This is a genomic window from Nesterenkonia halophila, from assembly GCF_009467795.1.
GTDB lineage: Bacteria > Actinomycetota > Actinomycetes > Actinomycetales > Micrococcaceae > Nesterenkonia > Nesterenkonia halobia.
Genome location: NZ_WIAX01000009.1, coordinates 156,733 through 175,761 on the forward strand (window position 1 = coordinate 156,733; position 19,029 = coordinate 175,761).

Consider the following 19,029-nt stretch of genomic DNA (forward strand, 5'->3'; position numbering starts at 1 on the left):
TCAGCAGTGTAGATGGCCTGAATCACGCTGCAACCTGCCATCACCGGAGCTGTGGAAACGGCTGGTCAGCGCGGAGCAATGGTGCGTCACGCCGATCAGCCTCGTGGTGTTTCGCAGGCCTCATCCAACTGGACGGGGAATCGGAAACAAGACGGGGCCGGCCGGTGACCCCGCCCAACTGGACGGGGACGGGCGGGCGGCGCCCGCGATTCTGCCGGCGTCTGGGACGGCCCTGTCCAGCTGGACGGGGAATTCCGGGGAGGGGAGGGAGAAGGACGGCACCGCGGGGCAGACCGGTCCACCGGCCCGGGAGCATCCTCACCCACAACCCAGGAGGACCCTCGGCCTTCACTCCACCGGCCGCTTGCCGGCCGCCGCGATGCCGGCCGCGCGGATCGCCGCCTCGAGCGGCCCGCGCCGGCGGAGCAGCTCTTTGACCAGTCCGGCGGCCAGGACTGCGACCACCAGCCAGAGATACATCGCCTCGGGAGAGGCCTCCGTGAGCAGACCATCCTCTGCACGCCAATCCTGCAGCACCACCAGATGCCCGACATAGAGCGTCAGCGGCATCGCCCCGGCCCCGATCAGCGGTGCCAGCGGCCACCGCAGCGCCGAGGCGGCCAGCAGACACAGCCCCAGGACCAGCAGCGCGCAGCCGATGGTGTGCAGCAGATCAACGGTCGACCCGGAATGTGGAGTCGGCAGCAGGAACCAGCGCGGGTCCTCGAGGATCGGCAGCAGCGTGCCGGTCAGCAGTTCCGCCCGGGCGGCATCGGGGCCGGACGGGCCGGCGACGTCGGCGGCAATCGACGTCGTCGCCACTGTCAGGCGACCGATCAGATAAGTCGCCGCCGCGAGGATCGCGCCGACGCCGGCCAGCGCGGCGGCCACGGAGCGTCGCGAGAGGTCCAGCCGGGCGATCGCCATGCCGGTGAAGAAGTAGGCCGGCCAGATCAGCAGCGGGTAGTAGCCGGTCACCGCCAGATCCATCGCCAGCAGTTCCGGCCGCGCGAGATCCGCCAGGCCGGGGGAGTGCCACAGCCGCCAGGAGGTCGCGAACTCGGCCAGCTCCCCGGAGAGCCCCAGATAGACCGCGCGATAGACCACCGGCCCGAGCACCACCCAGCCGATCGCGATCGCGCCCAGCGCCTTCGCACCCATCCGCACGAAGGGAAGCGCCAGCAGGAACAGCACGCCATAGTGCACCAGGATCACGGCCACTCCGGCGTCCAGCGACCCGCAGGCCAGCCCGATGAGCAGGATCAGCCCGGCGCGCACCGCCACTACCGAGCGCACCCAGCCCGCAGCCGTCGTCGTCGGCCGCCGCGGCCCGCCGGCGAGCAGCACCAGCCCGACTCCGGCCAGCAGCGCGAAGAGCGCCGAGGGCCGTCCGGTGAACAGCCAGCCGGCCCAGGTGGGGGTCTGCCCGGCGGGATCCACCGTGTCGATGATGTGCACGGACATCATGCCCACCAGGGCCAGGCCGCGGGCGGCGTCGACGCCGCGCAGCCGGGGGCGCCCCGAACCGGCCGGCCTCCTGCGTCCGGATCCGCGACGCGAGGCGGATGCGGCGGTGCTCTCGGGGTTCATGGGCGGTAGGCTACTGCCCATGGCGAGCGACACCGAGCTGACACACGAGTTCGACCTGCACCTCACCGAGGGCGAGGTCCAGCACCCCGACCAGACCGACCCGTATTTCGGGCATCTGATCACGGCGATGGTGACCCCGTTCACCGAGGACGACCGGGTCGACTACGAGGCTTTCGAGGCGCTCGCCGAGAAGCTGGTCGACGAGGGCAACGATGCGCTGGTCGTCTCCGGCACCACCGGCGAGACCTCCACGCTGGAGGACCACGAGAAGGAGGGACTGGTCCGCGCGGCCAAGTCCGCCGTCGGCGACCGCGCCAAGATCATCGCCGGCACCTCGACCAACCACACCTCCCACGACCTGGAGATGGCCCGCCGCGCCGAGCGCGCCGGCGCCGACGGCCAGCTGGTGGTCACCCCGTACTACAACAAGCCCAGCCAGGACGGCGTGCTGGCCCACTACACCGCCGTCGCGGACGCGGTCGACCTGCCGCTGATGATCTACGACATCCCGGGACGCACCGGCATCCCGATCGCCACCGACACGCTGCTCCAGCTGGCCGAGCATCCGAAGATCATGGCGCTGAAGGACGCCAAGAACGACATCACCGCCACCACCGAGGTGCTGACGAAGACCGAGCTGGAGGTCTACTCCGGCGACGACCAGAACGTGCTGGCCTGGATGGCCATGGGCGCGGCCGGCGTCGTCTCGGTGACTTCCCACGTCGCGGCTCCGCACTTCCGCCGGATGATCGACGCTGTGCTGGACTACGACCTCAAGGAAGCCCGCATCGTCCACGGCGAGCTCGGCCCGGTGATCCGCGCGCTGATGACCCGCGTGCAGGGGGCCGTCTCCTCGAAGCTGGTCCTGGACTGGCTGGGCTTCCCCATCCGCACCGATGTGCGGCTGCCGCTGGTGCAGGCCAACGCCGCCGAGCAGGAGCTCATCCTCGCCGACCTCCGCGAGGCCGGCTGGGACCTCTGAGCGCGCGCGGAGGCGAGGCCGGCGACGACGCCGCCCGCCCGCCCCGCACCGCCCCGATCGTCTAGGTGATCGCCCGACGCACCGAGTACGGTTGGGACAAGCACGTTCCGCATCGCATGACACCCCCACACAGGAGGACTATCCCTTGGCTGCACAGCGCCTGATGACCCCGCCGAAGCTGAAGAACGGCACGATGCGCATCGTGGCGCTCGGCGGTCTGGGAGAGGTCGGGCGCAACATGGCGGTGTTCGAGCTCGACGGCAAGATCCTCATCGTCGACTGCGGCGTGCTCTTCCCGGAGGAGGAGCAGCCCGGCGTCGACCTGATCCTTCCGGACTTCAGCTACATCGAGGACCGGCTCGACGACGTCGTCGGCCTGGTGCTCACCCACGGGCACGAGGACCACATCGGTGCGGTGCCGTACCTGCTGCGCCGCCAGCCCGACATCCCGCTGATCGGCTCGACGCTGACGCTGGCGCTGGTCGAGGCCAAGCTCGCCGAGCACAAGATCAAGCCCTACACCCTGGCGGTCAAGGAGGGCGACATCGAGGAGCTCGCGCCCTTCGAGTGCGAGTTCGTCGCGGTCAACCACTCCATCCCGGACGCGCTGGCGGTGCACATCCGCACCGAGGCCGGCAGCGTGCTGCACACCGGCGACTTCAAGATGGACCAGCTGCCGCTCGACGGCCGGATCACGGACCTGCGCCACTTCGCCAAGCTCGGCGAGGAGGGCGTGGACCTGTTCATGACCGACTCCACCAACGCCGACGTGCCCGGCTTCACCACGCCGGAGAAGGAGATCGGCCCGACGATCGACCAGTACTTCGCGAACTCCACGCGACGGATCATCGTGGCCTCCTTCTCCTCGCACATCCACCGCGTCCAGCAGGTGCTCGACGCCGCTGAGAAGCACGGCCGCCGGGTCGCGTTCGTGGGCCGGTCGATGGTGCGCAACATGTCCATCGCGGCGAAGCTGGGCTACCTGAGCGTGCCGGAGGGCATCCTGGTCGACATCAAGAAGGTCGACGACTACCCCGACAACGAAGTGGTGCTGATGTCCACCGGCTCGCAGGGCGAGCCGATGGCCGCGCTGTCCCGGATGGCCAACGGCGACCACCAGATCCAGGTCGGCGACGGCGACACCGTCATCCTCGCCTCTTCGATGATCCCCGGCAACGAGAACGCCGTCTTCCGGGTCATCAACGGTCTGCTGAAGCTCGGCGCCGACGTCGTGCACAAGGGCACCGCCAAGGTCCACGTCTCCGGCCACGCCTCCGCCGGCGAGCTGCTGTACTGCTACAACATCATCAAGCCGAACAACGTGATGCCGGTCCACGGCGAGACCCGGCACCTGATCGCCAACGGCAAGCTGGCCGAGGAGACCGGCGTCGACCCGGAGCGCGTGCTGCTCTGCGAGGACGGCTCCGTGGTCGACCTGCGCGACGGCGTCGCCCGGGTGACCGGCCAGATCGAGTGCGGCTACGTCTACGTCGACGGCTCCTCGGTCGGCGAGATCTCCGAGACGGACCTGAAGAACCGCCGCGTGCTCGGCGAGGAGGGCTTCATCTCGGTGGTCACGGTGGTCAACCGCCAGACCGGCCAGATCGTCTCCGGACCGGACATCCACGCCCGCGGCGTGGCCGAGGAGGACCAGGTCTTCAAGGACATCAAGCCGAAGATCTCGAAGGCCCTCACCGAGGCCATCCAGGACACCCAGGAGCACACCACCCACCAGCTGCAGCAGATCGTGCGGCGGACCATCGGCTCCTGGGTCAGCCGGAAGCTGCGCCGCAAGCCGATGATCGTGCCGGTGGTCGTCGAGACCTGATCCGCAGGTCGGCGCCTCGCCGGTCGGGCGCCGCGGGCCCCCGGCCGGCGCTGGTCCGCGACCGGCGGCCCGCGGCGTCGGCCGTCCGGGACCCGTCGATTCGCCCCGATGGTGTGGCCCTGCGCGCGTTCTTCCGCGTGTGGAGGTAGGTTGGCTGGTATGGCGACACGTACTTCCCCCGCGCGCGCCGCCAGCACCTCGGGAAAGAAGAAGTCCACCAAGGGTGCGGGAAGCCGCGCGACGTCGACGAAGAAGAACACCACGGCCCAGCAGGAGCCGCCGCGCGGCAACCTGCTGGCCTCGGCGCTGCGCGGGCTCTGGATGGCCTTCGCGACGCCGACGGCCTCTGCGATCCGAGGCCTGGGGCGCCAGGTGCGCATCGAGCCCGAGGACCGGCGCGACGGCGCGGCCCTGGTCTTCCTCCTCATGGCCGCGGTCATCGCCCTCGTCGAATGGTGGGGAGCCCGCGAACTGGACCACTGGTCGGTGGAGATCGTCCATCGGGGTGTGGCCGGCACCTTCGGCTGGTCGGCCGCCGTGCTGCCGGTCATCCTGTTCATCACCGCCGTGCGCTACATCCGCCACCCGCAGGAGCATGAGGACAACGGCCGCGTCGCCATCGGCCTGTGCCTGATCCTGTGCTCGACCGCCGGACTGGCGCATATGGGACACGGCATGCCGCCGCTCAACGCCGCCTTCTCCGACATGCTCGCCTCCGGCGGCATCGTCGGCTACCTGGTCACCGTCCCGCTGGCCAGCCTGGTCACCGTCTACCCTGTCTGGGCGGGGCTCGGCGCAGTGCTGCTGGCCGGGCTGCTGGTGCTCACCGACACCCCGGTGCGCCGGATCCCGGAGCGGGCCTCGGTGGCCAAGGACTACGTGGTCGGTGAACGCCGCGAGCCGCGCGCCCCGCGCCAGCCTGCGCGCTCCGAGGACGCCGCGGCCCGACCGGCGCGCAGCCGCCGGGCATCCCGCGCCGCCCAGCCCGCCGAGGAACCGCGCGACGACGTCTTCGACGAGGGCGAGCCCGCGCCGAAGATGGCCGGTTTCCTCTCCAAGATCCTCCGGGGACGCGAGGCCGCCCCGGAGCCCGAGGAGGAGCCCGAGACCGGAGCCGCCCCCGGGGCCGCGTCCGGGACCACGTCCGGCGCGGCGTCCGAGGCCGAAGCATCCCGGGCGTCCGCCGGCGCCTTCGACGCCTCCGCCGTGGAGAGCGACGCCGGGCGGGACGCCGAACAGGACACCGAGCCGGCCGTGCCTCCCGGAGTCAAGCGTCCCACCGCTCAGGAGCTGGCCATCCAGCGCGCGCGTGAGAAGGCCCAGTCCTCGGCCTCGTCGGCCGCCAGCGCCGACGAGGCCGCACCAGCCGCGGCCGGGGCGACCACTGCTCCGACTGCGGCGGTGGGCGGCGCCGCCGCGCCGTCGTCAGCCTCCGCGCGGACGCCCGCGCCGGCCGCCGCCGAGGCTCCCGCCCCGGCCGCCGACATGCCGGTGCGCTCCGAGCAGCTCGAACTGGCCGGCGACGTCACCTACACGCTGCCGGACCAGTCGCTGCTGCCCTCCGGCCCGCCGGCGAAGGAGCACACTGAGGCCAACGACGAAGTCGTTGACGCGCTGAACCGCACCTTCGAGCAGTTCAAGGTCGACGCCCAGGTCACCGGCTTCTCCCGCGGTCCGACGGTCACCCGCTACGAGGTCGAGCTGACCCCCGGCACCAAGGTGGAGAAGGTCACCGGCCTGGACAAGAACATCTCGCTGGCCGTCGCCTCCAACGAGGTCCGCATCCTCAGCCCGATCCCGGGCAAGTCGGCCATCGGCATCGAGATCCCGAACAAGGACAAGGAAGTCGTCGCCCTCGGCGACGTGATGCGGTCCAACGCCGCGCGCAAGACCGAGCACTCGATGGTCATGGGCGTCGGCAAGGACGTCGAGGGCGGCTACGTGGTCGCCAACCTCGCGAAGATGCCGCACCTGCTGGTCGCCGGCGCGACCGGAGCCGGCAAGTCGGCCTTCGTGAACTCGATGATCACCTCGATCCTGATGCGCGCCACCCCCGACGAGGTGCGCATGGTCATGGTCGATCCCAAGCGGGTGGAGCTGACCGCCTACGAGGGCGTGCCGCATCTGGTCACCCCGATCATCACCGATCCGAAGAAGGCCGCCGAGGCGCTGCAGTGGGTCGTGAAGGAGATGGACAACCGCTACGACGATCTGGCGCACTTCGGCTACAAGCACATCGACGACTTCAACAAGGCCGTCCGCAACGGCAAGATCACTCTGCCGCCGGACTCGAAGCGCGAGCTGCGGCCGTACCCGTACCTGCTGGTGATCGTCGACGAGCTGGCCGACCTGATGATGGTCGCCCCGCGCGACGTCGAGGACTCGATCGTGCGGATCACCCAGCTGGCCCGTGCCGCCGGCATCCACCTGGTGCTGGCCACCCAGCGGCCCTCGGTCAACGTCGTCACCGGTCTGATCAAGGCCAACGTGCCCTCACGGATGGCCTTCTCGACCTCCTCGGTCACGGACTCGCGCGTGGTGCTGGACTCGGCCGGCGCGGAGAAGCTGCTCGGGCAGGGCGATGCGCTCTTCCTGCCGATGGGCAACGCCAAGCCGATGCGTGTCCAGGGCGCCTGGGTCAGCGAGACCGAGATCCACTCGGTCGTCGAGCATGTGAAGTCCCAGCTCTCGGCGCAGTACCGCGAGGACGTCGTCCCGGAGAAGCCGCAGAAGCAGATCGACGAGGACATCGGCGACGATCTGGACCTGCTGCTGCAGGCCACCGAGCTGGTGGTCACCACCCAGTTCGGCTCCACCTCGATGCTGCAGCGCAAGCTGCGCGTCGGATTCGCCAAGGCCGGCCGACTGATGGACCTGATGGAGTCTCGCGGGGTGGTCGCCGCCTCCGAAGGGTCGAAGGCCCGCGACGTGCTGGTCAGCCCCGAGGAGCTGCCCGGAGTGCTGGCCACCATCCGCGGCGAGGAGCCGCCGGCGGCCGCGCCCTCGGAAGATGCCCCGGAGGCCTATGAGCAGGAGGTGGTCGCCTATGAGCCCGCCTCGGGCCAGCCCGCCCCGCAGTCGCCTCAGCCGCAGCCGCCGCAGGAGTCGTCGGCGCAGTCGGCCGCCGGGACGCCGCCGCAGGGCGGGTCGACCGTCTCCGGGATGTCCAGCGCCGACCTGATCGCCCGGGACCTGGCCGAGCGGACTGCGGCGCTGCCGGAGGCCACCGAGTATCATGACGGTCACGACACGGACGCCGGGGAGGACGCCTGGCAGCTGACCGGGCGCTGATCCGGCCCCGTCGTCGAGACCCCCCTCCGCCGTCGATGACAAGGAACCCCGCCCGTGAGCCGTCACGCCTCCGAGCCCGACGACGTCGGCCCCGCCGAGTCCGCCGAGCCGCCGCTGCTGAACATCGCCAATGTGCTCACGATGCTGCGCATCGTGCTGGTGCCGGTGTTCGTCTGGTTCCTGCTGCTCGACGCCGACGGGCTCGAGGCGCAGAACGGCGGATGGCGCTGGGCGGCGGCCGGCCTCTTCGCCGCGGCGATGATCACCGACAAGATCGACGGAGACCTCGCCCGGTCGCGCGGGCTGGTGTCGAACTTCGGCAAGATCGCCGATCCCATCGCCGACAAGGCGCTCATCGGCGCCGGGCTCATCATGCTCTCGCTGCTCGGCGAGCTGCCCTGGTGGGTGACGGTGCTCATCCTGGTGCGCGAGCTGGGCATCACCGTGCTGCGCATGGTCGTCATCCGCTACGGCGTCATGCCCGCCTCGCGCGGCGGCAAGCTGAAGACGGTGCTGCAGACTGCGGGCCTGCAGCTGATGCTGCTGCCGCTGGTGGTCATCGCCTCCTGGCTCGGCGACGTCGCCTTCTGGATCATGATGGTCGCGCTGGTGGTCACCGTGGTCACCGGTCTGGACTACGTCGTCTCGGCGATCCGCATGCGCCGCGACGCCCGTGCAGCATGAGCTCCGGCCGCATCCCCGCCGACGTCCACCCGGCCGAGGAGGTCTCGGCCGCGCACGTGATCGCCCGTCTCGACAGCCTCGGGCTGACCGTCGCCGCCGGCGAGTCGCTGACCGCCGGGGCCGTGGCCGCGCGGCTGGCCGATCCTCCCGGCGCCTCGGCGGTGCTGCGCGGGGGAGTGGTCGCCTACTGCAATCCGGTGAAGCGTGATCTGCTCGACGTCGACTCCGCGCTGCTCGAGGAGCGCGGCGCGGTGGATCCCGACGTCGCCGCGGCGATGGCGCTGGGGGCGGCCCGGCGCACCGGCGCGGTGCTGGGGGTGGCGACCACCGGCGTCGCCGGTCCCGAGCCCCATCAGGGTCAGCCGGTGGGCACGGCCTACATCGGGCTGGCCTGGCACGATGTCTCGGTGCCCCCGTGGGGCGATCCGCCGCCGGGCGCCTGGAGGCCGGCGGCGACCGGCCGCGCGGGCGACGGCGACGCGGAGACCGCACAGCCGGGAGGTGAGCCGGCGGGCTGGTCGTCGGGCGCGGTGCTGCGTCGGCTCGACGGCGACCGCGACGGCATCCGTGCAGCGACTGTGGAGGAGGCGCTCAGACTTCTGATGCATCGTGTGGGACGCAGGCCCTCGATCATGCGACGATGAACGGGGAGCCCGAGGGCGCGGCGGGGAATGAATACCCCGCGCATTCGGTTGACCCGGATGACACAGGGCAGGACCGGCAGGTTCTACCACGAAGGAGAGGGTCCATGGTGCGACAGCCAGTCACCGTCAACGGCGTCACCCGGTGGAGGGACGCGGAGCCCGACGGCGTCGCCGTCGCCGAGACCGGCGAGGCGAAGGCCGTCGTGATGCGTCAGGAGATCGGAGACGTGCTGCGCAGCATCCGTCAGGCCGAAGGCCGTACGTTGCGCGACGTCTCCCACGGCGCGCGCGTCTCGCTGGGGTATCTGTCCGAGGTCGAGCGCGGCCAGAAGGAGGCCTCCTCCGAGCTGCTCGCCTCGATCTGCGATGCCCTGGACGTGCCGCTGTCGGCCATGCTGGGCCAGGTCGCCGAGCGAGTGGCCGTGGCCGAGGGGCTGCGCGTCCCGGACACGGTGCCCACCGAGTTCCAGCGGGAGTTCGCCCCCGGCGTCGTCCCCGACGGCGTCCCGGACGACCTCGCGCGCGAGGAGTTCGCCCGCAGCTGCGGCTGACCCTCCGCCGGCGGGATCACCCGCCGGCTCCGCCGATCGTCCCGCGGCGTCGTCGTCGCGGGCCCGCAGGCCGCCTCCTGTCAGGAGGCGGCCTGCGGCGCGTCCGGGGTCGTCATCGACGCGAGGCCGACATGCCCGACGACGCGGGCGTCCTGACGGACGAGCCGCAGGCCAGCGGGCTGCTCCTGGTGCAGGGGCGTCCGTCGGCCGGCTGTGCGCATAGGATGGGACCATGGAGAACGCCGACCGAGCAGCCCTCGTCCACGACCTGGAGCGCGAGTTCAATCGCCTGTTCGTCCGCCGGCGGTTCAACGCGCTGCAGATGACGCGGAGGATCGATCCGGAGATCGAGCCGGCCTCCTACTCGGTGCTGGCGACCCTGCAGCAGCAGGGACCGGTGCGGATGACCGCGATCGCACGCCACCTGGGCATCGGCAAGCCCACCCTCTCCCGGCAGCTGGCCACGCTGACCGCCCGCGGCTGGGTGCTGAAGACCACCGACCCCGACGACGGCCGGGCGCAGTCGCTGAGCCTCTCCGACGAGGGGCGGGCGCGCCTGGAGGCCGCGCAGGACGAGCGCGTCGAGCGCTACATGGCGATGCTCGAACCCTGGTCCGAAGAGGAGATCTCTACGCTGTCCGGCCTGCTGGCCAAGCTCAACCGCACCTACGCCGAGTCCGCCGACGAGAACCCCGGCCCGCAGGACGCGGCGGGGCAGTCCGCGGCCGACCGGACCTCCGCCTGAGGCCGCCGTGCGACTGAGCAGATTCTGGGCCCTGATGGAGGACGAGTTCGGAGCGACCTATGCGCACGTGCTCTCCGGCACGCTCGTGCTGTCGGCGTATCAGCTGACCGTCGACCAGGCGCTGGCCGCCGGCGTCGGCCCCCGCGAAGTGTGGGACGCCGTCTGCGATCAGCAGGACGTGCCCGCCGCGCGCCGACTGGGGCGCGACACTCCGGCCGCGCGGTGAGTCCGCCGCAGCCCGCGCCATGACCTGAGCCCGACGCCGGCCGTCCGGAACACGCCGGCCGGGCGTCGAAGATATGTTCGAGACGATCGGGTAGAGTCCTGCACAGCAGGCACGACAGCTCCGGCGACACGCCGCTTCCTCCACAGTGCGAGGGGTGGGGCCTGCTGCGTGTCGGGGGTCGCGCGTAGTCTCGATCCTGCACGCACCACCGGCGCTCCCGGCACAGGAGGGCGCCGCACATCCGCACGACGTCACAGAGGTGAATCATGGCAGTCAGCGAAGACCGGCAGAAGGCGCTCGACGCCGCGCTGGCCCAGATCGACAAGCAGTTCGGCAAGGGCTCGGTGATGCGCCTCGGCGACGAGACCCGCGCGCCGATGGAGACGATCTCGACCTCGTCCATCGCCATGGACGCCGCGCTGGGCATCGGCGGCTTCCCGCGCGGCCGCGTCGTCGAGATCTACGGCCCGGAGTCCTCCGGCAAGACGACAGTGGCCCTGCACGCCGTGGCCAATGCCCAGAAGGACGGCGGCATCGCCGCGTTCATCGACGCCGAGCACGCGCTGGACCCTGTCTACGCGGAGAAGCTCGGCGTGGACACCGATTCGCTGCTGGTCTCCCAGCCCGACACCGGTGAGCAGGCCCTGGAGATCATGGACATGCTGCTCTCCTCCGGCTCGCTGGATGTCGTCGTCGTCGACTCGGTGGCCGCGCTGGTGCCGCGGGCCGAGATCGAGGGCGAGATGGGCGACAGCCACGTCGGGCTGCAGGCTCGGCTGATGTCCCAGGCGCTGCGCAAGATCGCCGGCCGGCTGTCGCAGTCGAAGACCACCGCGATCTTCATCAACCAGCTGCGCGAGAAGGTCGGGGTCTTCTTCGGGTCCCCGGAGACCACCTCCGGCGGCAAGGCGCTGAAGTTCTATGCCTCGGTGCGCGTCGACGTCCGGCGCATCGAGACCCTCAAGGACGGCACCAACGCCGTCGGCAACCGCACCCGCGCGAAGATCGTGAAGAACAAGGTGGCCCCGCCCTTCAAACAGGCCGAGTTCGACATCGTCTACGGCGAGGGCATCTCCCGGGAGGGCGATCTCATCGACACCGGCGTGGAGCACGGTCTGGTGAAGAAGTCCGGCGCCTGGTATACCTACGACGGCGATCAGCTCGGCCAGGGCAAGGAGAAGTCCCGCCAGTTCCTGAAGGACAACCCGGACCTCGCCGACGAGATCGAGCGTCGCATCAAGGAGAAGCTGGGCATCCTCGCCCCCGAGGGCGGCGACCAGGACGGCACTGACGGCCCGTCGCTTCACGCGGTCGACGGCCCCGCCTGAGCCGAGACGGGAGCTGACGCATGACGGCAGATGCTGAGGAGCCCGTCGGACAGGCCTCGACGCTCGCCCAGCTGCGGGAGGCGATGACACGCATCGAGTCCGGCGAGGCCGGCCCCAGCTCGCTCTGGGATCCCGAGCCTTCGTCGTCGTCCGCCGCGCCCGCGCCGGCCGCGCCAGAGCAGACCGCGGCGGCGTCGGCAGAGGACTCGGATCCGGCGCCGGCGAGCTCCGGGGCCGAGGACGACTCTCCCTACGCCCGGGCGCGCGCCGTGGTGCTGCGGAAGCTGACCGGTTCGGCGAAGAGCCGGCATCAGCTCGCCGAGGCGCTGCGGGAGAAGGAGACCGAGGAGCCGGTCATCGAGCAGGTCCTGAACCGGCTCACCGAGGTCGGACTGATCGACGACGCGGCGTTCGCCCGGACCTGGGTGCGCACCCGGCACGAGCTCAAGGGGCTGGGTCGGGCGGCGCTGCGCCACGAGCTGCGCGACCGCGGAGTGGACGAGGCCCACATCGTCGAGGCGCTGGAGCAGATCGAACCCGAGGACGAGGATGCCGCGGCCCGCGAGATGGTCGAGAAGAAGCTGCGCGGCGTGGTCGTGCCCGCCGGCTCCGGCGCCGACGAGCGGCGCGAACGGGAGAAGCACACGCGCCGACTGGTGGCGATGCTCGGTCGTCGCGGCCATGCGCCGTCGACGGCCTTCCGGATCGTCCAGGAGGTGCTCGACGAGCACAGCGCGTAGAATCGAACGGCACCTGCACGCACCAGTCCGATCTGCGAGCATCCCATGACTGAGACGACCATGGACCGCCCCGTCACGACCGACGTCGTCGACCCGTCCGCCGCACCGTCCGGGACCGCGGCAGGATCCGGGAGCGGCCGCACCTACGACGTGCGCACCTTCGGCTGCCAGATGAACGTCCACGACTCCGAGCGGATCTCGGGTCTGCTCGAGGACGCCGGCTATGTGTCCGTCGGGGAGGAGGAGACCGCCGACCTGGTGGTCTTCAACACCTGCGCGGTGCGCGAGAATGCCGACAACAAGCTCTACGGCCACCTCGGCCAGCTGCGTGCGAGCAAGCGTGACCACGAGGGCATGCAGATCGCCGTGGGCGGCTGCCTGGCACAGAAGGACCAGAGCAGGGTGCAGGAGAAGGCCCCCTGGGTCGACGTCGTCTTCGGCACGCACAACATCGGATCGCTGCCCGCCCTGCTCGAGCGCTCCCGGCACAACCAGGAGGCCGAGCTCGAGATCCTGGAGTCGCTGGAGACCTTCCCGTCGACGCTGCCGACCAAGCGCGACGAGGTCCACTCCGGCTGGGTGTCGATCTCCGTGGGCTGCAACAACACCTGCACCTTCTGCATCGTCCCCTCGCTGCGCGGCAAGGAGCGCGACCGTCGCCCCGGCGACATCCTCGCCGAGGTCCAGGCGCTGGTCGACGACGGCGCCGTCGAGGTGACCCTGCTGGGGCAGAACGTCAACACCTACGGCGTGGAGTTCGGCGACCGCGGCGCCTTCGCCAAGCTGCTGCGCGCCTGCGGGGAGATCGAGGGCCTGGAGCGGGTGCGCTTCACCAGCCCGCATCCGGCCTCCTTCACCGACGACGTCATCGACGCGATGGCCGAGACCCCAAATGTCATGCCGCAGCTGCACATGCCGCTGCAGTCCGGCTCGGACTCGGTGCTGAAGGCCATGCGCCGGTCCTACCGGTCGACGAAGTTCCTGCGGATCCTGGAGAAGGTCCGCGACCGCATGCCGCATGCGGCGGTGACCACCGACATCATCGTCGGCTTCCCCGGAGAGACCGAGGAGGACTTCGAGGACACGCTGCGCGTGGTCGAGGCCTCGCGGTTCTCCTCGGCCTTCACCTTCCAGTACTCTCCGCGGCCGGGCACCCCGGCCGCCGAGATGGAGGACCAGGTCCCCAAGGACGTCGTCCAGCGGCGCTTCGACCGGCTCATCGCGCTGCAGAACCGCATCACCGCCGAGGAGAACGCCGCTCAGATCGGCACCGTCCACGAGCTGCTGGTCACCGCGCACAGCGGCACCAAGGGGGCGGAGACCGGGCGGCTGACCGGACGCGCGCCCGACCACCGGCTGGTGCACTTCTCCGTGCCGGACGGCGCCGCGGAACCCCGACCGGGCGACTTCGTCACCGTGCCGATCACCGACGCCGGCTCGCATCATCTGCTCTCCGATCCGACCGTGGAGCAGTACACCCTGCGGGCGTCGCGGGCCGGCGACGCCTGGGACCGCGCGCAGGCCGACTCCTGCGGCGTGGGCACCACCCAGGTCGCCGGAACCCAGCCGGGCCAGGTCTCGCTGGGCATGCCGACGATGCGCATGGACGGCTGAGCACGTGGCAGCTTCCGCCCCTGCCGCGGACGGATCGGAGGCGACGGGCGCGCCGGGTCGGCCGGGGCCGGTCGGCCCCCTGCCGCTGATCGTCGTCGTCGGCCCCACCGCCTCCGGAAAGTCGCAGCTGGGCATCGACCTCGCGCGACGGCTCGACGGCGAAGTGGTCAACGCCGACTCGATGCAGCTCTACCGGGGCATGGACATCGGCACGGCGAAGGTCACCGCCGTCGAGGCCGCCGGGGTGCCGCACCACCTGCTCGACGTCCTCGACGTCAGCCAGGAGGCCTCAGTCGCCGACTATCAGCGGCAGGCCCGGGACGTGGTCGCCGCGATCCGTGCCCGCGGCCGCACCCCCATCATGGTCGGCGGCTCCGGGCTCTACGTGCGGGCGGCGATCGACGTCATCGAGTTCCCGCCCACCGAGCCGCAGCTCCGCGCGGAGCTGACCCAGCGGCTCGAGGACGAGGGTCCCGCGGCCCTGCGCGCCGACCTGCGCGCGCACGACCCGGAGTCCGCCGCGGCGATCAGCGACGATCGGCGGCTGGTCCGCGCGTTGGAGGTCGTCAGCCTCACCGGTCGTCCCTTCAGCTCCTACATGCCGCGGCGGATCCACGAACCGAGGGTCGAGCCGGTGGTCCAGCTGGGACTCTCCGTGCCGCGGGAGCCTCTCCACGCGCGCATCGCCGCCCGCGTGGAGGACATGGCCTCGCAGGGGCTGCTCGCCGAGGTCGAGCAGCTGGTCGACGCCGGCCTGCGCACCGGGCGGACGGCGTCGAAGGCCATCGGCTATCAGCAGTTCCTCGACGTCCTCGACGGCGGCCGCAGTCTGGCCCGGGCGATCGAGGACACCACTGTGGCCACCCGACGGTTCGCCCGCCGCCAGGAGACCTGGTTCCGCGCCGATCCGCGCGTCCACTGGCTCGAGGCCCCGGCGTCGGACCTCGCCGACCGCGCCCTCGAAGTGCTGGAGGCGGCGCTGGAAGACCCCGGCGACCGCCGACGTTGACCCTGACGACGACCCGCCCCATCTCCGGACCGGAGACCCGCCGACGCAGAAAGAGCACCCAGTGGCCACACATCACCTCGCCGCCCTCGACACGCTGGGCGGCCTGCCCTTCACCAAGGCTCACGCCACGGGCAACGACTTCGTGCTGCTCGCCGACCCCGAGGGCGAGCTGATCGTCGACGCCGACCAGGCCGCGGCCGTCTGCGACCGTCATCTGGGCATCGGCGCCGACGGGCTGATCCGTGCGGTGCCGGCGGAGAAGGACGACGACGGCCGGGCGCTGCTCGCCGAGCATGCCGAGGAGCTGCCGGGCCGGGCGCCGGATCAGGCATCGGAGCAGACGGTCTGGTTCATGGACTATCGCAACGGCGACGGCTCGTTGGCCGAGATGTGCGGCAACGGAGTGCGCGCCTTCGTCCATTTCCTGAGCGACCAGCAGCTGATCTCCCTCGAGGAGGGCCAGGAGCTGACGATCCTCACCCGCGGCGGGGCCAAGACCGTCCGCCGGGTGCCGGAGGGCTACGCGGTCGGGATGGGGGTCTGGTCCTTCATCGACCCCGAGTTGGCGCAGGCCAGCGCCTCGGACTCGCTGGTCGTCGCCGACGGGCTGACCGACCCGCGGCCGGCGCTGAGCATCTCGATGGGCAACCCGCACACCGTGGTGGCGCTATCCGGGGAGCGGGCGCTGGACGCCCTCGGCCTTGCCACTGCGCCGACGGTCGATCCGCGGCCGCCGCACGGCACCAACGTGGAGTTCGTCGTCCCGGGCGAGCCGCTGGTCTCCGCAGGTGAGGGACGGGTGCGCATGCGCGTGCACGAGCGCGGCGTGGGCGAGACGATGTCCTGCGGCACCGGCGCCTGCGCGGCCGCGGCGGCGGTGCGGGTCTGGGCCGCCGGCGACGGCGTGGCCAGCTGGGTCGTGGCCGTCCCCGGCGGCGAGGTCCGCGTGCGGTTCCTGGCCCGAGAGGACGGGGCCGAGGATGTCGAGCTCTCCGGCCCGGCCGAACTTGTCTTCACCGGCACGCTCGGCTGAGCCGGACCGAGCGGCCGGGGACCACCCGACGGAGAGACCCGCGGCGTCAGTCGCGCCGGGCGCGCAGCAGGCGGAAGCCCTTCTGCGTCTCCGGGCGGTCCACGGAGAAGCCGGGGTCGTGCTCGGCGAGCATCGGCCCCAGCCACTTCTGCAGCGAATCGGCCCCGAGGTTCTTCTGCACCACCAGCCAGGCCTCGCCGCCGGAGGCCAGCCGGGGCAGCCAGCCGCGCAGCAGCGCGTGCAGCTGCGGTTTGCCGATCCGGATCGGCGGATTCGACCAGATCGCGGTGAACTCCAACGGCGCCGGGACCTCCTCGGGCGCGGCGACGACCACGTTGTCCAGTCCCAGCGTCTCGGCGTTCTCCCGGCAGAGGGTGCGCGAGCGTTCGTTGACGTCCACGGCCCAGACGCGGGCCTCGGGCGCCTGCAGCGCCATCGTCAGCGCGATCGGCCCCCAGCCGCAGCCGACGTCGAGCAGCTCGCCGGTCGGTGTCGGGCGGGGGACGTGGCGCAGCAGCACGCCAGTGCCCTTGTCGATCCCGTCGGGGGAGAAGATGCCGCCGGCGGTGGTGGCCGTGACGGCACGACCGTCCAGCTCGACCTCGACGGTGCGGCGTCGGATCGGGCCGTCCGGAGCGGAGGAGAAGTAGTGCTGCGCGTCCACATCGCCATGCTATCCCGGCGGCGTCGAGCCGCGCCGCGTCCCGCGCGGGAGCGGGGGTCGCCCGGGACGCCGTCGGGCTCTATACTGGAGGACATGTGGATCATGCACACCTGAGCTCCCGCCCCTGAGCACCGAGGGCGCCCTGCGGCCCGCCGGCCTCCGTGCCGATGTGCGCCGACGCGCCCCGGCGGTCGAGCCCCAGACCATCACCCGATTCATGATCCGCATCCGCCCGCCATCCGGCATGGGCGATCCCCCCCCCGGCACCGATTCCACCCGTCGCACGGCTCTGCCGACGACGCGCGAGCACCGCACGGGGCATTCCTGCACAGGCCTCGTCGGAAGTAGTGCCGCCGGGTGCCGCCGCCGTAGGATGGAGACACACCGTCCGCAGGGCGGGCCGGATGCGCGATCCGGCACCACGAGGCCGAGTCCGCGCCGCGAGGAGGCGCCGACAGGCCTCCAGAGGAGAGTATGACCGAAGAGCACATCAGCCACACCGACCCCCGGGACGCGCGACGGAGTTCGCGCCAGGACGCCGGCCGCGCCGATGACGTCGACGCGACCATCGAGCGCATCCTGGCCGCCGACGACGCCGCCCCGCAGTCCTCCCGATTCGTCGCCGACCCGGAGTTCCGCCTCGACGGGGCGGATCGCTCCGGGGACGTCGCGCCCGCCGAGGAGGCCGACGAGAAGCGCCGCGGCGGCATCCTCGACGGCACAGCCCGCGAGCTGGCCGACGAGACGCGGCACACCGCTGCCGACGGCGCGCAGCACGAGGTGATGGAACGGCGCTCGCTGCGTCGCGTCGAAGGGCTCTCTACCGAGCTCGAGGACGTCACCGAGGTCGAGAACCGGCAGCTGCGCCTGGAGCGCGTGGTCCTCGCCGGACTCTGGACCGACGGACCGGTCGCCGAGGCCGAGCACGCGCTGCGCGAGCTCTCGGCGCTGGCCGAGACGGCCGGCTCCACCGTCCTCGACGGCTTCGTCCAGCGCCGCACGCATCCGGATCCGGGCACGTTCTTCGGCGCGGGCAAGGCCGAGGAGATCCGTGCGGCCGTCGCCGAGCTCGGCGCCGACACCGTGATCGTCGATTCCGAGCTGGCACCCTCGCAGCGCCGCGGCCTGGAGGACATCGTCAAGGTCAAGGTCATCGACCGGACCGGCCTGATCCTCGACATCTTCGCCCAGCACGCCAAATCCCGCGAGGGCAAGGCGCAGGTCGAGCTCGCCCAGCTGGAGTACCTGCTGCCGCGCCTGCGCGGCTGGGGCGAATCGCTCTCCCGGCAGGCCGGCGGCCAGGTCGGCGGCGGAGGCGGCATGGGCTCCCGCGGACCCGGCGAGACCAAGATCGAGCTGGACCGACGGCGCATCCATGCGCGGATGGCCCGGCTGCGTCGGCAGATCGCCGGCATGAAGCCCGCCCGCGAGGCCAAGCGCGCGAACCGGCGGCGGAACAGCGTGCCCTCGGTGGCCATCGCCGGCTACACCAACGCCGGCAAGTCCTCGCTGCTGAACCAGCTCACCGACGCCGGGGTGATGGTGGAGAACGCGCTCTTCGCCACGCTGGACCCCACTGTGCGCAAGGCGCAGACGCCCGACGGCATCGCCTACACGCTCTCCGACACCGTCGGCTTCGTGCGTCAGCTGCCCACCCAGCTGGTCGAAGCCTTCCGCTCGACGCTGGAGGAGGTCGCCGACTCGGACCTGATCCTGCACGTGGTCGACGCCTCCCACCCGGAGCCGGAGGGCCAGATCCGCGCGGTCCGCGAGGTGCTCGCCGACGTCGACGCCCATCAGGTCCCGGAGCTGGTGGTGCTGAACAAGGCCGACGTCGCCGACTGGGCCGTGGTCGAGCGCATCCGCCGCCGCGAGCCGAACACTGTGCTGGTCTCGGCGCACAGCGGCATGGGGCTCGACGAGCTGCGCGAGCGGGTCAGCGACTCGATCCCGCGGCCACAGACTCCGATGGAGCTGCTGGTGCCCTATGTCGACGGCGACGTCGTCTCCCGGCTGCACGGCGGCGACACCGAGATCCACACCATCGACTACCGCGCCGAGGGGACCCGGCTGAGCGTGAAGGTCCGTCCCGAGCTCGTC

The 19,029-nt window shown here is 71.5% G+C and carries 16 protein-coding genes; 14 read left to right on the top strand and 2 right to left on the bottom strand.

The annotated features are described in order from the left end of the window. Positions 1-348: 348 nt before the first annotated feature. Positions 349-1,590, bottom strand: coding sequence for a heparan-alpha-glucosaminide N-acetyltransferase domain-containing protein (locus tag GCL72_RS05190; RefSeq protein ID WP_170289564.1), 1,242 nt, complete (start codon positions 1,588-1,590; stop codon positions 349-351). Between the two features lie 19 nt (positions 1,591-1,609). Here GCL72_RS05190 and dapA point away from each other — a divergent pair, with 19 nt between their 5' ends. The 13 genes from dapA (at position 1,610) to dapF (ending at position 16,265) form a co-directional block, all read left to right on the top strand. Then, on the top strand, positions 1,610-2,572 hold the full coding sequence (gene dapA, locus GCL72_RS05195) for a 4-hydroxy-tetrahydrodipicolinate synthase (protein ID WP_153143643.1): 963 nt from the start codon (positions 1,610-1,612) through the stop codon (positions 2,570-2,572). 163 nt (positions 2,573-2,735) lie between these two features. Further along, positions 2,736-4,400 carry a ribonuclease J gene (locus GCL72_RS05200; protein WP_153143673.1) on the top strand — a complete coding sequence of 555 codons (1,665 nt, stop codon included), beginning with the start codon at positions 2,736-2,738 and terminating at the stop codon, positions 4,398-4,400. A gap of 159 nt (positions 4,401-4,559) precedes the next feature. Further along, positions 4,560-7,691 (top strand): FtsK/SpoIIIE family DNA translocase, encoded by a 3,132-nt coding sequence (locus GCL72_RS05205; RefSeq protein ID WP_153143644.1) that lies wholly within the window; start codon positions 4,560-4,562, stop codon positions 7,689-7,691. Positions 7,692-7,745: 54 nt separating this feature from the next. Further along, positions 7,746-8,375 carry a CDP-diacylglycerol--glycerol-3-phosphate 3-phosphatidyltransferase gene (gene pgsA / locus GCL72_RS05210; RefSeq protein WP_153143645.1) on the top strand — a complete coding sequence of 210 codons (630 nt, stop codon included), beginning with the start codon at positions 7,746-7,748 and terminating at the stop codon, positions 8,373-8,375. Next, positions 8,372-9,019, top strand: coding sequence for a CinA family protein (locus GCL72_RS05215; RefSeq protein WP_153143646.1), 648 nt, complete (start codon positions 8,372-8,374; stop codon positions 9,017-9,019). Before pgsA ends, GCL72_RS05215 begins: the two co-directional genes overlap by 4 nt. Before the next feature lie 104 nt (positions 9,020-9,123). Next, a complete protein-coding gene (locus tag GCL72_RS05220; RefSeq protein WP_153143647.1) occupies positions 9,124-9,570 on the top strand; it encodes a helix-turn-helix domain-containing protein in 447 nt (148 codons plus the stop codon). Between the two features lie 232 nt (positions 9,571-9,802). Beyond that, positions 9,803-10,315 carry a MarR family winged helix-turn-helix transcriptional regulator gene (locus GCL72_RS05225; RefSeq protein ID WP_153143648.1) on the top strand — a complete coding sequence of 171 codons (513 nt, stop codon included), beginning with the start codon at positions 9,803-9,805 and terminating at the stop codon, positions 10,313-10,315. Positions 10,316-10,322: 7 nt separating this feature from the next. Continuing rightward, positions 10,323-10,541 (top strand): DUF3046 domain-containing protein, encoded by a 219-nt coding sequence (locus GCL72_RS05230; RefSeq protein WP_153143649.1) that lies wholly within the window; start codon positions 10,323-10,325, stop codon positions 10,539-10,541. A gap of 266 nt (positions 10,542-10,807) precedes the next feature. Continuing rightward, positions 10,808-11,869: a recombinase RecA gene (recA, locus tag GCL72_RS05235; RefSeq protein WP_153143650.1), complete on the top strand. Its 1,062-nt coding sequence runs from the start codon at positions 10,808-10,810 to the stop codon at positions 11,867-11,869. A 20-nt stretch (positions 11,870-11,889) separates the two neighbouring features. Next, the gene (locus GCL72_RS05240) at positions 11,890-12,609 is read left to right on the top strand and encodes a regulatory protein RecX (RefSeq protein WP_343030142.1); all 720 of its coding nucleotides are present in this window, start codon (positions 11,890-11,892) and stop codon (positions 12,607-12,609) included. 45 nt (positions 12,610-12,654) lie between these two features. Next, positions 12,655-14,223 (top strand): tRNA (N6-isopentenyl adenosine(37)-C2)-methylthiotransferase MiaB, encoded by a 1,569-nt coding sequence (gene miaB, locus GCL72_RS05245; RefSeq protein WP_153143651.1) that lies wholly within the window; start codon positions 12,655-12,657, stop codon positions 14,221-14,223. 4 nt (positions 14,224-14,227) lie between these two features. Next, positions 14,228-15,232 (top strand): tRNA (adenosine(37)-N6)-dimethylallyltransferase MiaA, encoded by a 1,005-nt coding sequence (gene miaA / locus GCL72_RS05250; protein ID WP_153143652.1) that lies wholly within the window; start codon positions 14,228-14,230, stop codon positions 15,230-15,232. Between the two features lie 61 nt (positions 15,233-15,293). Then, positions 15,294-16,265: a diaminopimelate epimerase gene (gene dapF, locus GCL72_RS05255; RefSeq protein ID WP_153143653.1), complete on the top strand. Its 972-nt coding sequence runs from the start codon at positions 15,294-15,296 to the stop codon at positions 16,263-16,265. 46 nt (positions 16,266-16,311) lie between these two features. Here dapF and GCL72_RS05260 read toward each other — a convergent pair whose 3' ends face one another. Beyond that, positions 16,312-16,929, bottom strand: a complete 618-nt coding sequence (locus GCL72_RS05260; protein WP_153143654.1) for a class I SAM-dependent methyltransferase — start codon at positions 16,927-16,929, stop codon at positions 16,312-16,314. A 474-nt stretch (positions 16,930-17,403) separates the two neighbouring features. Between GCL72_RS05260 and hflX the strand changes: the two genes are divergently transcribed. After that, the coding region (hflX, locus tag GCL72_RS05265; RefSeq protein WP_246161026.1) for a GTPase HflX at positions 17,404-19,029 on the top strand (1,626 nt) is incomplete at its 3' end.